At 67.6% G+C, this 12,642-nt stretch carries 13 protein-coding genes; 7 read left to right on the top strand and 6 right to left on the bottom strand.

Features of this window, described 5'->3' with window-relative positions; all coding sequences use genetic code 11:
• Positions 1-9: 9 nt before the first annotated feature.
• The 3 genes from IOD14_RS43810 to IOD14_RS43800 form a co-directional block, all read right to left on the bottom strand.
• A complete protein-coding gene (locus IOD14_RS43810; protein WP_123990364.1) occupies positions 10-1,041 on the bottom strand; it encodes an alanine racemase in 1,032 nt (343 codons plus the stop codon).
• Positions 1,042-1,115: 74 nt separating this feature from the next.
• Complete coding sequence (femX, locus tag IOD14_RS43805) at positions 1,116-2,237, bottom strand: peptidoglycan bridge formation glycyltransferase FemX (RefSeq protein ID WP_123990363.1); 1,122 nt, start codon at positions 2,235-2,237, stop codon at positions 1,116-1,118.
• Between the two features lie 180 nt (positions 2,238-2,417).
• The gene (locus tag IOD14_RS43800) at positions 2,418-2,732 is read right to left on the bottom strand and encodes a hypothetical protein (protein ID WP_053846235.1); all 315 of its coding nucleotides are present in this window, start codon (positions 2,730-2,732) and stop codon (positions 2,418-2,420) included.
• A gap of 263 nt (positions 2,733-2,995) precedes the next feature.
• On the opposite strand from IOD14_RS43800, the gene rpsF reads away from it, so the two are divergent.
• The 4 genes from rpsF to rplI all read left to right on the top strand — a co-directional run bounded on the left by rpsF (position 2,996) and on the right by rplI (position 4,722).
• Positions 2,996-3,286 carry a 30S ribosomal protein S6 gene (rpsF, locus tag IOD14_RS43795; protein WP_007383258.1) on the top strand — a complete coding sequence of 97 codons (291 nt, stop codon included), beginning with the start codon at positions 2,996-2,998 and terminating at the stop codon, positions 3,284-3,286.
• A 77-nt stretch (positions 3,287-3,363) separates the two neighbouring features.
• Positions 3,364-3,963 (top strand): single-stranded DNA-binding protein, encoded by a 600-nt coding sequence (locus IOD14_RS43790; RefSeq protein WP_212673157.1) that lies wholly within the window; start codon positions 3,364-3,366, stop codon positions 3,961-3,963.
• A 57-nt stretch (positions 3,964-4,020) separates the two neighbouring features.
• Positions 4,021-4,257: a 30S ribosomal protein S18 gene (rpsR, locus tag IOD14_RS43785; protein WP_003949403.1), complete on the top strand. Its 237-nt coding sequence runs from the start codon at positions 4,021-4,023 to the stop codon at positions 4,255-4,257.
• Between the two features lie 18 nt (positions 4,258-4,275).
• Positions 4,276-4,722, top strand: a complete 447-nt coding sequence (gene rplI, locus IOD14_RS43780) for a 50S ribosomal protein L9 (protein ID WP_020134131.1) — start codon at positions 4,276-4,278, stop codon at positions 4,720-4,722.
• Between the two features lie 138 nt (positions 4,723-4,860).
• Here the strand turns inward: rplI and IOD14_RS43775 are convergent, their stop codons facing one another.
• Positions 4,861-6,198 (bottom strand): MATE family efflux transporter, encoded by a 1,338-nt coding sequence (locus tag IOD14_RS43775; RefSeq protein WP_123990361.1) that lies wholly within the window; start codon positions 6,196-6,198, stop codon positions 4,861-4,863.
• Between the two features lie 459 nt (positions 6,199-6,657).
• On the opposite strand from IOD14_RS43775, the gene dnaB reads away from it, so the two are divergent.
• A complete protein-coding gene (gene dnaB, locus IOD14_RS43770; protein ID WP_123990360.1) occupies positions 6,658-8,136 on the top strand; it encodes a replicative DNA helicase in 1,479 nt (492 codons plus the stop codon).
• A 79-nt stretch (positions 8,137-8,215) separates the two neighbouring features.
• A complete protein-coding gene (locus IOD14_RS43765) occupies positions 8,216-9,601 on the top strand; it encodes a serine hydrolase domain-containing protein (protein WP_212673156.1) in 1,386 nt (461 codons plus the stop codon).
• Positions 9,602-9,728: 127 nt separating this feature from the next.
• Here IOD14_RS43765 and IOD14_RS43760 read toward each other — a convergent pair whose 3' ends face one another.
• A complete protein-coding gene (locus IOD14_RS43760) occupies positions 9,729-10,181 on the bottom strand; it encodes a GNAT family N-acetyltransferase (RefSeq protein WP_123990358.1) in 453 nt (150 codons plus the stop codon).
• 143 nt (positions 10,182-10,324) lie between these two features.
• On the opposite strand from IOD14_RS43760, the gene IOD14_RS43755 reads away from it, so the two are divergent.
• A complete protein-coding gene (locus tag IOD14_RS43755; protein ID WP_212673155.1) occupies positions 10,325-11,533 on the top strand; it encodes an MFS transporter in 1,209 nt (402 codons plus the stop codon).
• An 88-nt stretch (positions 11,534-11,621) separates the two neighbouring features.
• Here IOD14_RS43755 and IOD14_RS43750 read toward each other — a convergent pair whose 3' ends face one another.
• Positions 11,622-12,488 (bottom strand): GNAT family N-acetyltransferase, encoded by an 867-nt coding sequence (locus tag IOD14_RS43750; RefSeq protein WP_123990356.1) that lies wholly within the window; start codon positions 12,486-12,488, stop codon positions 11,622-11,624.
• Between the last annotated feature and the right edge of the window lie 154 nt (positions 12,489-12,642).

The following is a 12,642-nucleotide window of genomic DNA, read 5'->3' as shown; positions in this document are numbered from 1 at the left end:
TACGACGTCTCAGCGGTCGACGATCCGGTCGAACTGCGTGGTGGTGTGCCGCAGATGGGCCACCAGCTCCTCGCCGACCTTCGGCTCGGGGGCGTCCGAGGGCACGAAGAGGATGGAGACCTGCATGTGCGGCGGTTCGGCGAACCAGCGCTGCTTGCCGCCCCAGACGAACGGAGAAAGGTTCCGGTTGACCGTGGCGAGGCCGGCGCGTGCGACGCCCTTGGCGCGCGGCATGACGCCGTGCAGGGCCTTCGGGGCCTCCAGGCCCACACCGTGCGACGTACCGCCCGCCACGACGACCAGGAAGCCGTCGGAGGCCGCCTTCTGCTGGCGGTAGCCGAAGCGGTCCCCCTTGGAGACGCGGGTGACGTCCAGGACCGCGCCGCGGTACTCCGTGGCCTCGTGGTCCCCCAGCCACAGCCGGGTGCCGATGCGGGCGCGGAAGCGGGTCTGCGGGAACTGCTGCTGCAGCCGGGCCAGGTCCTCGGCCTTGAGGTGGCTGACAAACATGGTGTGCAGCGGCAGCCGGGCCGCGCGCAGCCGGTCCATCCAGCCGATGACCTCCTCGACGGCGTCCGAGCCGTCGGTACGGTCGAGCGGCAGGTGGATCGCGAAGCCCTCGAGGCGGACGTTCTCTATGGCTGCGTGCAGCTGCGGCAGGTCCTGCTCGCTGATGCCGTGCCGCTTCATCGAGGACATCACCTCGATGACCACGCGGGCGCCCACCAGGCCGTAGACCCCGTCGATCGACGACACCGAGCGGATCACCCGGTCGGGCAGCGGCACGGGCTCCTCGCCCCGTCGGTACGGCGTCAGCACCAGCAGGTCACCGCCGAACCAGTCCTTGATGCGCGCGGCCTCGTAGGTGGTGCCGACGGCGAGGACGTCCGAACCCAGTCGGGTGGCCTCCTCCGCCAGCCGCTCGTGCCCGAAGCCGTAGCCGTTGCCCTTGCAGACCGGGACGAGCCCCGGGAACTGCTCCTGCACGTGCTTGTGGTGCGCCCGCCAGCGCGCGGTGTCGACGTAGAGCGTGAGCGCCATGGCCGGACCCGGAACCTTTCTAGTGGCTGCGGTGTATCAGAGGTATGCGAGCTATTGAAGCGAAGATCGCGACGTCAGCGGCGCGACATGTAGATGTCGAGAGCCTTGTGGAGCAGCTTGTTGAGCGGGAAGTCCCACTCGCCGAGGTACTCGGCGGCCTGGCCGCCCGTGCCCACCTTGAACTGGATCAGGCCGAAGAGGTGGTCGGTCTCGTCCAGCGAGTCGGAGATGCCCCGCAGGTCGTAGACGGTCGCGCCGAGCGCGTAGGCGTCGCGCAGCATCCGCCACTGCATCGCGTTCGAGGGCCGGACCTCACGGCCGATGTTGTCGGAGGCGCCGTAGGAGTACCAGACGTGCCCGCCGACGATCAGCATGGTCGCCGCCGACAGGTTCACGCCCTCGTGACGGGCGAAGTACAGCCGCATCCGGTTGGGGTCCTCGGAGTTGAGGGCCGTCCACATGCGCTGGAAGTACGACAGCGGGCGGGGCCGGAAGTGGTCGCGCACCGCCGTGATCTCGTACAGCCGCTGCCATTCCTCGAGATCCTGGTAACCGCCCTGCACGACCTCGACGCCGGCCTTCTCGGCCTTCTTGATGTTGCGGCGCCACAGCTGGTTGAAGTTCTTGTGGACCTCCTCCAGGGACCGGTTCGCGAGCGGCACCTGGTAGACGTAGCGGGGCTGCACGTCGCCGAAGCCGGCTCCCCCGTCCTCGCCCTGCTGCCAGCCCATGCGGCGCAGCTTGTCGGCGACCTCGAAGGCGCGCGGTTCGATGAAGTCGGCCTCGATGTCGCGCAGGCGCTTCACGTCCGGGTTCTGGATGCCGGCCTTGATGGAGGTGGCCTCCCAGCGCCGGATGATCACCGGCGGGCCCATCTTCACGGAGAAGGCGCCCTGGTGCTTGAGGTGGGCGAGCATCGGTTCCAGCCACTCGGTCAGATTCGGCGCGAACCAGTTGATGACCGGGCCCTCGGGCAGATAGGCGAGGTAGCGCTTGATCTTGGGCAGCTGGCGGTAGAGGACGAGACCCGCACCGACGAGCTCACCGGTCTTCTCGTCGAACCAGCCGAGGCTCTCGGAGCGCCATTCCGCCTTGACGTCTGCCCAGGCAGGAACCTGCATGTGGCTCGCCGAGGGCAGGCTCTGGATGTATGCCAGATGCTGCTCGCGGCTGATCGTCCTCAGGGTCAGGCTCATTCGGGGCGCTCCTCGGGCTGGTGTGTCCCCATGGGTACAGGGGCTCCGGCTCTCGCGCCGAAGCCTACTGCGCCTTGGGAGCGCCCCGACTGGGCGCACGGAACCTGCGCCCCGGCTCGAGGGCCGCCGAGGCGTTCCGTGGTGCTTTGGGTGGTGTGGGTGGGGACGGTGCCCGTGGCGTCAGTTGATGACCCCGCCGAAGAGGCCGCCGTGCGCCATGCCGAGGAAGAAGCCGACCGCGGCCGCGCCCAGGCCCAGGATCAGTCCGAAGCGCTCCCGGGTCGTCTCCGAGATCCACTGGCCGTACGCGCCGGTGAGGATGCCGACCAGGCCGGTCCAGGAGCTGAGCAGGTGCAGGTTGTGGAACATCGCCGAGACGAACGCCGTGACGCCCAGCACCAGGGTCACCGCGAGCAGCGTGTCCTGGAGAGGGTGGGGCTTTCCGTCCGTGGCGAAAAGGCCTCCGGCGGTGTTGGGTCGCATTGCCTGTGCCATAGGGCACCTCCTGCGGAAGACGGCGCACTGTAGCGCCATACACACCCGATGTGTACAGAGTGACCGTCCCCGGGGCCGGATTTCAACCGGAAGCCGGTGTGCGGGTAGTCTGTACCGTCTGCACGGTGTCTGCCCATGTCACGACCGGGTCTACCGCGAGGAAGCCCCGATTGTCAGTGGCGGCCGATACCGTTGCGTACGCATCACAACCCTCCTGCCACGGAACGACCGTGGCCGTTGAGTCCAAAGGAGGTGGGTTCCACATGCGTCACTACGAGGTGATGGTCATCCTCGACCCCGATCTGGAGGAGCGCGCTGTCGCCCCCCTGATCGAGAACTTCCTCTCCGTCGTCCGTGAGGGCAACGGCAAGGTGGAGAAGGTCGACACCTGGGGCCGTCGTCGGCTCTCGTACGAGATCAAGAAGAAGCCCGAGGGCATCTACTCGGTCATCGACCTGCAGGCCGAGCCTGCGGTCGTCAAGGAGCTCGACCGCCAGCTGAACCTGAACGAGTCGGTCCTCCGGACCAAGGTCCTCCGCCCCGAGACCCACTGAGCTCTCCAGCTCAGTTGATCCCGGGATTCGAGTAGCAGCAACCAAGCAGCCAGAGCAAACCCGCCGAGAGGTTCCCCATGGCAGGCGAGACCGTCATCACGGTCGTCGGCAATCTTGTCGATGACCCCGAGCTGCGCTTCACCCCTTCCGGTGCGGCGGTCGCGAAGTTCCGTGTCGCGTCCACCCCCCGCACCTTCGACCGTCAGACGAACGAGTGGAAGGACGGCGAGAGCCTGTTCCTGACCTGCTCGGTCTGGCGTCAGGCGGCGGAGAACGTCGCCGAGTCGCTCCAGCGAGGCATGCGCGTCATCGTGCAGGGCCGGCTGAAGCAGCGGTCCTACGAGGACCGTGAGGGCGTCAAGCGCACGGTCTACGAGCTGGACGTCGAGGAAGTGGGCGCCAGTCTGCGCAGTGCCACGGCCAAGGTCACCAAGACGGCCGGCGGTGCCGGTCGTGGTGGCCAGGGCGGTTACAGCGGCGGTGGCGGTGGCGGCCAGGGTGGCGGCGGCTGGGGTGGAAACTCCGGAGGCGGCCAGCAGGGCGGCGGCGCTCCCGCCGACGACCCGTGGGCCACCGGCGCTCCCGCCGGTGGCAGCCAGGGCGGCGGTGGCGGCGGCTGGGGTGGAAACTCCGGCGGCAGCGGCGGTGGCGGCTACTCGGACGAGCCCCCCTTCTAGGCCTCGGGCCGAGGGGTGGGTCGTACCCACACTTCTTGATCACACAGGAGAAACACCATGGCGAAGCCGCCTGTGCGCAAGCCTAAGAAGAAGGTCTGCGCTTTCTGCAAGGACAAGGTCACGTACGTGGACTACAAGGACACGAACATGCTGCGGAAGTTCATTTCCGACCGCGGCAAGATCCGTGCCCGCCGCGTGACCGGCAACTGCACGCAGCACCAGCGTGACGTCGCCACGGCCGTCAAGAACAGCCGTGAGATGGCGCTGCTGCCCTACACCTCCACCGCGCGATAAGGGAAGGGTGACCGACTAATGAAGATCATCCTCACCCACGAGGTCTCCGGCCTCGGTGCCGCGGGCGACGTCGTCGACGTCAAGGACGGTTACGCTCGCAACTACCTGATCCCGCGGAACTTTGCGATCCGCTGGACCAAGGGCGGCGAGAAGGACGTCGAGCAGATTCGTCGTGCTCGCAAGATCCACGAGATCCAGACCATCGAGCAGGCCAACCAGGTGAAGGCCCAGCTCGAGGGCGTCAAGGTCCGCCTGGCCGTCCGCTCGGGCGACGCCGGTCGTCTCTTCGGTTCCGTCACCCCGGCCGACATCGCTTCCGCGATCAAGGCTTCCGGTGGCCCCGAGGTCGACAAGCGCCGCATCGAGCTGGGTTCGCCGATCAAGACCCTGGGCGCCCACGAGACGTCCGTGCGTCTGCACCCCGAGGTTGCCGCCAAGGTCAACATCGAGGTCGTCGCGGCCTGATCGCTGCGTCTGGCTTGAGCAGTAGAGAGAGGGGCCGTACCCATCGAGGTGCGGCCCCTCTCGCATGCCGAAAAAGCTGGTGGAGCTCGCGGTGTTTCACGTGAAACGGGGCGGCCCACGATGTTTCACGTGAAACGGTCAGCGGGTCGCGCCGGTGACGAGCCAGTTGCCTGAGCGGGTGCGCAGCCAGAGCGTCAGCATGCGGATCACCATCATCAGGGTCATCGCTGCCCACAGTGCGGTGAGACCGCCGCCCAGCGTGGGCACGAGCAGCGCGATCGGGGCGAAGACTGCCAGGGTGATCACCATGGCCCAGGCGAGATAGGGCCCATCACCCGCTCCCATCAGAACACCGTCCAGGACGAAGACGACACCGCAGATCGGCTGGGAGAGCGCCACGATCACCAGGGCGGGCAGGGCGGCGTCCTTGACCATGGAGTCACCGGTGAACAGGGGGAGGAACAACGGTCGGGAGAGTACGACCAGTACACCGAGAGCGACTCCGACGGCGATGCCCCACTCCACCATTCGACGACATGCCTGGCGTGCGCCATTGGTGTCGCCGGCGCCCAGGTAGCGCCCGATGATGGCCTGCCCGGCGATGGCGATGGCGTCCAGTGCGAAGGCGAGCAGGCTCCACAGGGACAGGATGATCTGGTGGGCGGCGATATCGGCGTCACCGAGACGCGCTGCGACGGCTGTGGCGATCATCAGGATCGCCCTCAGGGACAGCGTACGGACCAACAGAGGGACGCCGGCTTGTGCGGAAGCCCGGATCCCTGCGGCATCAGGGCGCAAGGAGGCGCCGTGCCTGCTGGCTCCACGGACGACGACCACCAGATAGGCGGCGGCCATGCCGCACTGGGCAATGACTGTGCCCCAGGCGGAGCCCGCAATGCCGAGGTCGGCGCCATAGACGAGGCCCACGTTGAGGACGGCATTGGCCACGAAGCCGGCAACGGCGACGTAGAGCGGTGTTCTGGTGTCCTGCAGCCCGCGAAGTACCCCGGTCGAAGCGAGCACCACGAGCATGGCCGGGATGCCGAGGGCTGAGATCCGAAGATAGGTGGTCGCGTAGGGACCAGCGGTGTCGGACGCACCGAAGAGTTCCACGATCGACGGAGCGGTGGGCAGGACGACGGCGATGACGGCGGCGCCGAGCAGCAGGGCCAGCCAGATGCCGTCCATGCCCTGGCGGATGGCGGCCTGGAGATCGCCGGCTCCCACGCGACGGGCGACAGCGGCGGTGGTGGCGTAGGCGAGGAAGACGAAGACGCTGACGGCTGTCGTGAGAAGGGCCGAGGCGATACCGAGACCGGCCAGTTGGGCGGTGCCCAGATGGCCGACGATCGCGCTGTCGGCCAGGACGAAAAGTGGCTCGGCGACAAGCGCGCCGAAGGCCGGAACGGCGAGCGCGACGATCTCGCGGTCATGCTGTCGCCGGGTGGCTTTGGTGGTCGCGGACGCCTGTGTCATGTGCACCAATCTAATCGTCCACAGGTAAGAGATGCAATTGGCTTTAGACCCTTACTTGTGTTCAAGGGGTGTGCGTAGCTGTGTACAGTTCGAACTGATCTTGAGCCGACCGGGAAAGTTTTTCTTCTGCACAGCCGGTGGACGGCGAAGTCGCAGTTCAGAGCACTTCTCTGAGATGAGGGCAGGGCTTGTTCACAGGGCTGTCCACCGGGTCGTGCACAGGTTTTGCGGAGTTCTCCACAGCATCCGGGCCGTCGTCCACATGGCCTGTGGATAACCAGATTGGCTGACGGTGCCCGCGGGCCTACCGTGGTCCGGCGCCCGCTCCGTGTGTCGGCTGGGAAACCATCACAAAACCGACGCGCCAGAACCGGAGTTGGGCGTCTCATTTGTCAGTGCCGTGCCGTAGAACTGAGAAGCACGGCGAGGTCCGCTCGGCGGACGGGAGGAGGTGGCTCGGTGAGTATTTCCGAGCCCTTGGACGACCCGTGGGCCGACAGCGGTCCCAGTGATCGTCTGCCTTCCTCGCGTCGCCGCGGCGACGGGGGCCGGGGGCGGGACGAGCAGCACGACCGCGGCAGGGACAGCGGCGAGTGGGACGGCGGAGGTACCGCCTTCGAGCGTGTGCCGCCCCAGGACCTGGACGCCGAGCAGTCCGTCCTCGGCGGCATGCTCCTGTCCAAGGACGCCATCGCGGATGTCGTCGAGGTCATCAAGGGCCATGACTTCTACAAGCCCGCCCACGAGACGATCTTCCAGGCGATCCTGGACGTCTACGCCAAGGGCGAGCCGGCCGACCCCATCACGATCGCCGCCGAGCTCACCAAGCGCGGTGAGATCAACAAGGTCGGCGGTGCATCGTATCTGCACACCCTCGTCCAGACCGTTCCGACGGCGGCGAACGCGGAGTACTACGCGGAGATCGTCCACGAACGGGCAGTCCTGCGGCGCCTGGTCGAGGCGGGGACGCGTATCACGCAGATGGGATACGCGGCCGACGACGACGTCGACGAGATCGTCAACCGCGCCCAGGCCGAGATCTACGCGGTCACCGAGCAGCGCACCAGCGAGGACTATCTGCCGCTCGGCGACATCATGGAGGGCGCGCTCGACGAGATCGAGGCGATCGGCTCGCGCAGCGGTGAGATGACCGGTGTGCCGACCGGTTTCACCGACCTCGATTCGCTCACCAATGGCCTCCACCCGGGCCAGATGATCGTCATCGCGGCCCGTCCCGCCATGGGAAAGTCCACCCTCGCACTGGACTTCGCTCGCGCGGCCTCGATCAAGCACAACCTGGCCAGCGTCATCTTCTCCCTTGAGATGGGGCGCAACGAGATCGCGATGCGTCTGCTGTCGGCCGAGGCGCGGGTGGCCCTGCACCACATGCGTTCGGGCACCATGACGGACGAGGACTGGACCCGGTTGGCGCGCAGGATGCCCGAGGTGTCCTCCGCGCCGCTCTACATCGACGACTCCCCGAACCTGTCGATGATGGAGATCCGGGCGAAGTGCCGGCGACTGAAGCAGCGCAATGACATCAAGCTCGTGATCATCGACTATCTGCAGCTGATGCAGGCCGGTGGCTCCAAGCGCTCCGAGAGCCGTCAGCAGGAGGTCTCGGACATGTCCCGTAACCTCAAGCTTCTGGCCAAGGAGCTGGAGGTCCCGGTGATCGCGCTCTCGCAGCTCAACCGTGGTCCCGAGCAGCGCACGGACAAGAAGCCCATGGTGTCCGACCTGCGTGAGTCCGGCTCCATCGAGCAGGACGCCGACATGGTGATCCTTCTGCACCGCGAGGACGCGTACGAGAAGGAGTCACCGCGCGCCGGTGAGGCGGACATCATCGTGGGCAAGCACCGTAATGGCCCTACGGCGACGATCACTGTCGCTTTCCAGGGCCACTACTCGCGCTTTGTGGACATGGCGCAGACCTGATGTCCGTGCCCTCTCCGCATCGCGCTGGTCAGGGCAAAAGAAGTCGACGTCCGCGTCCCCCGCGGGATGGACTGGGGGCATGACGACTTCTCAGGAAGAGCTGCTCCCAGTTACGCGCCGGGCGCTGCTGCACCGGATCGCCGTGGCCCAGACAGAAGGCCGGGCGCCTTCACTGGTCGGGGCGGTCGTACGGGACGGACAGATCGTGTGGCACGGTGCGCGCACGTGTGTGGACGGGCACGGCCCGGACGAGAACGTGCAGTACCGCATCGGCTCGATCACCAAGACGTTCACCGCGGTCCTGGTGCTGCGACTGCGTGACGAGGGGCTGCTCGACCTCGGCGACCCGTTGGAGAAGCACGTGCCCGGCACGGGAGCGGGGGAGGCCACCGTCGCTGAACTCCTCGCTCACACCGGTGGATTGGCGGCCGAGTCCCCGGCGCCCTGGTGGGAACGCACCTCCGGAGATCTGCGTCCCGAACTCACCGACGTGCTGGGTGAGCAGCCCTTCCTGCATCCGGCAGGCCGCCGTTTCCACTACTCGAACCCCGGCTACACCCTGCTGGGCGTACTCGTCGAGAAGCTGCGCGGGGCTCCGTGGGAGGAAGTACTCCAGCGTGAAGTGCTCGCACCTCTGGGGCTCGACCGCACGAGCGTCCATCCTGAGGCGCCGCATGCGGGTGGCTGGGCGGTCCATCCGTGGGCCGATGTGATGCTGCCCGAGCCTTCCGAGGACCTCGGCCGGATGGCTTCTGCGGGCCAACTCTGGTCCACCGCAGCGGACTTGGCGCGCTTCGCGGTCTTCCTGGCGAACGGGGACGAACGGGTGCTGTCCGCGGAGACCGTGCGGGAGATGCGCACACCCGCGGCACCGGCCGGGACGGGGGAGCTCGCCGACGGTGCCACGTACGGCCTCGGGTTGCAGATCCAGCACCGTGACGGGCGGCTGCTCGTGGGCCATTCGGGCTCGCTGCCGGGCTTCCTCGCCAACCTCACGATCGGTGTGGCGGACGATGTCGCCGCGGTCGTGCTGGCCAACTGCACCTCCGGCCCTCTGCTGTCCGCCGTGGGGGCCGATCTCGTACGGATCGTCGCCGAGGCCGAACCCCGGATCCCCGAGCCGTGGCGTCCGATGCGCGAAGCGGACTCGCCCGCACTGGAGTTGGCGGGTCAGTGGTACTGGGGAACGAACGGATTCGCCCTACGGCTGACAGCGGACGGGCTCGCCTCGCTGGAGCCCTTGTCCGGTGCAGGTCGGCGCTCGCGATTCCGGGCCAACGGTGACGGCACCTGGACCGGTCTGGAGGGCTACTTCCAAGGGGAGCGACTGAAGGCCGTACGGCGGCCTGACGGGTCCGTGGACCACCTGGACCTCGGCTCGTTCGTGTTCACCCGCCAGCCGTACGACGAGGGGTCTTCCGTACCCGGCGGAGTGGACCCGGCGGGATGGCGAGGCATCGGCTAGGCGTCCCCTCGGTCGACCCCGGTGAGCGGCGCCTTGTTTCACGTGAAACAAGGCGCCTTCCTGTACGGCGAACCTGTGCAACGAGCGAGCCGGCCCCCGGGGACCGTGTGAGTCGGCCCTCGCGGGATCACAGGACCAGCTTGAAGCCCACATGGGAAGCCGTGAACCCGAGCCGCTCGTAGAAGCGGTGGGCGTCCGTGCGTGTGTTGTCCGACGTCAGCTGCACCAACTGGCAGCTCTGACGCCGGGATTCCTCGATCGCCCACTCGATGAGGCGGGACCCGAGTCCAGAGCCACGCTCATCGGCGTGGATGCGCACCCCTTCGATGATCGACCTGGTGGCACCGCGCCGGGACAGCCCCGGAACGATGGTGAGCTGAAGCGTTCCGACCACGCGATCCTCCCGTGTGGCGACGACCAGATGCTGGTTCGGGTCGTGGGAGAGGCGTTCCAGCGCGGCCAGATAGGGGTCCAGATCGTCCGGGGACTCACGCTGGGCGCCCAAGGGGTCGTCGGCGAGCATGCCGACGATCGCGGAGATGTCGTCCGTGGTGGCGGGCCGAATTTCAAGATCTCCCATGGCGGCACCCTACGCGAGGGGGTGCGGCCGAAGTCGGTGAGGAGCGAACCGGTATTACCTTCGCTTGCATGTATAGCGCGTCTGCAATTATTGTGAGAGTGCGCAACATGCTCCTGCAATCTTCTGGGAAGGTGTCACCCCCCATGCCGCTCGCGCTTCTGGCTCTCGCGATCGGGGCCTTCGGAATCGGAACGACCGAGTTCGTGATCATGGGGCTGCTGCCCGAGGTCGCGGGCGACTTCGGGGTCTCCATCCCCACCGCCGGCTTCCTGGTCACCGGCTATGCGCTCGGCGTCATGCTCGGTGCCCCGCTGATGACCGCCCTCGGCACCAAGATCTCCCGCAAGCGGATGCTGATGTTGCTGATGGGGCTCTTCATCGTCGGCAACCTGCTCTCGGCCCTCGCCCCGGTCTTCTCCGTCATGCTGATCGGCCGTGTGGTCGCCTCTCTCGCCCACGGAGCCTTCTTCGGGATCGGCTCGGTCGTCGCCGCCGACCTGGTGGCCCCTGACAAGAAGGCCGGAGCCATCGCGATGATGTTCACCGGCCTGACCGTCGCCAATGTCGTCGGCGTCCCGCTCGGCACACTGATCGGCCAGGGGGCCGGCTGGCGTCTCACCTTCACGATCGTCGCGGCCCTCGGTGTCATCGGCCTGATCGGCATCGCCAGGCTCGTCCCCGAGATGCCCCGGCCCCAGGGCGTGCGCCTGCGCCATGAACTGGCCGCGTTCAAGAACGCCCAGGTGCTGCTCGCCATGGCGATGACCGTCCTCGGCTTCGGCGGTGTCTTCGCCGCCATCACCTACATTGCGCCGATGATGACCCACGTGGCAGGCTTCGCCGACGGCTCGGTGACCTGGCTGCTGGTTCTCTTCGGCCTCGGAATGGTCGGCGGCAACCTCGTCGGCGGGAAGTACGCCGACCGGGCCCTGATGCCCATGCTGTACGTCTCCCTGGGCGCCCTGGCCGTCGTACTCGCGCTGTTCACGTTCACCGCGCACCACAAGGTGCTGGCCGGTGTCACGATCGCCCTCATCGGGGCCCTGGGCTTCGCATCGGTGCCGCCGCTCCAGAAGAGGGTCCTCGACCAGGCACACGACGCTCCGACGCTCGCCTCGGCCGTCAACATCGGTGCCTTCAACCTCGGCAACGCCCTCTCCGCCTGGCTCGGCGGCCTGGTGATCTCCGCCGGCTTCGGCTACACCGCCCCCAACTGGGTGGGCGCCGCCCTGGCCACGGGGGCTCTGCTCCTCGCGTTCCTCTCGGCCGGGCTGGAGCGCCGTGACAGTGCTCGCAGCACCGTGATCGCAGGGGCGACGCCCGCAGACCAGCGGACCGTGCTGCACCACTGAAACAGAAACCGCGTCGCCCGTGGACGGGCTCGATGAAGGCGCCGGTTCCCCGAAGTCCGGGGCGCCGGCGCCTTCGTGCAGGTGGGTCTCAGAGCGCCGCCACCGTCAGCGGAGCGAACCGCCGACTCCAGTCGCCCGGCAGCTCCGGGATGCCGTACGTCATGACCGAGTTGTGGGCCACCGATTCCAGCCGGCGTTCCCTGGCCCATGCCCGAAGCTCTTCGTGTCGTACGTCGATGTCGGTGCGCAGGGGACGGTCGGTGCCTGCGGCGAGCGAGGTGAGCAGTGCCTGGGCCGTCTCGGTGTCACGGGCGATCAGCGGGCCCACGACATGGGTGTCCATGTTGGGCCAGGCGGCCGCGTAACCGATGATCCGCCCGCTCTCCTCGGCGACGCGGAACTGGTCGGCGAAGGCGGGCAGCCGGGTGATGAGGTGCGTGCGATCCGTACCGAGCACCTCCTCGTCGAGGCTGAGGATCGCGGAGAGGTCATCTGCGGTGGCCGCACGCGTGCTCACCGCCGGCGAGGGGCCGCCCGGAGTGAAGTGTCCGCGGAGCATCTCTGCCCGCCCGATGACCTTGAAGCCCAGTTCCTCGTAGAGCGGGCGTCCATAGGGCGTCGCATGCAGAGTCAGCGGGGTGGTGCCCATCGCGGAGAGAATGTGATGCATGAGCCGACGGCCGATGCCCTGTCGAGCGTGCCGTTCGGCAACCAGCACCATCCCGATCGCTCCCAGGTCGGGCTCGCTGTATGGGCCGTACTCGGTGACCACACAGGCGGTGACGAGGCCTCCGTCGGGATCGTCGATGCCGTAGCCCTTGCCCGCCGCGAGGAGGAGGCCCCACTTGTGCTCCTCGCGCGGCCACCCCCGATCCTCGGACAGGTCGGCGCAGGCGGTGAGATCGCGCAGCGTCAGACGACGGATGGGGAGAGCGGTGAGAGAAGGAGTCGGCACGCAGGTCAGGCTGTCCGACAGGTGCCCTCGGCGTCCACCCGTTTCCCAGGGTGTGTACGAGCTTTTGGCCATGTCGGCACCGAGTGCGCAGCAGTCGATCAGATGCCGGGTGTTTCACGTGAAACATCGGAAAACGGCGACCGTCCGGTGGTCG

The sequence above is a fragment of the Streptomyces sp. A2-16 genome, from assembly GCF_018128905.1.
GTDB lineage: Bacteria > Actinomycetota > Actinomycetes > Streptomycetales > Streptomycetaceae > Streptomyces.
This window is presented reverse-complemented; position numbering and strand designations above follow the sequence as displayed.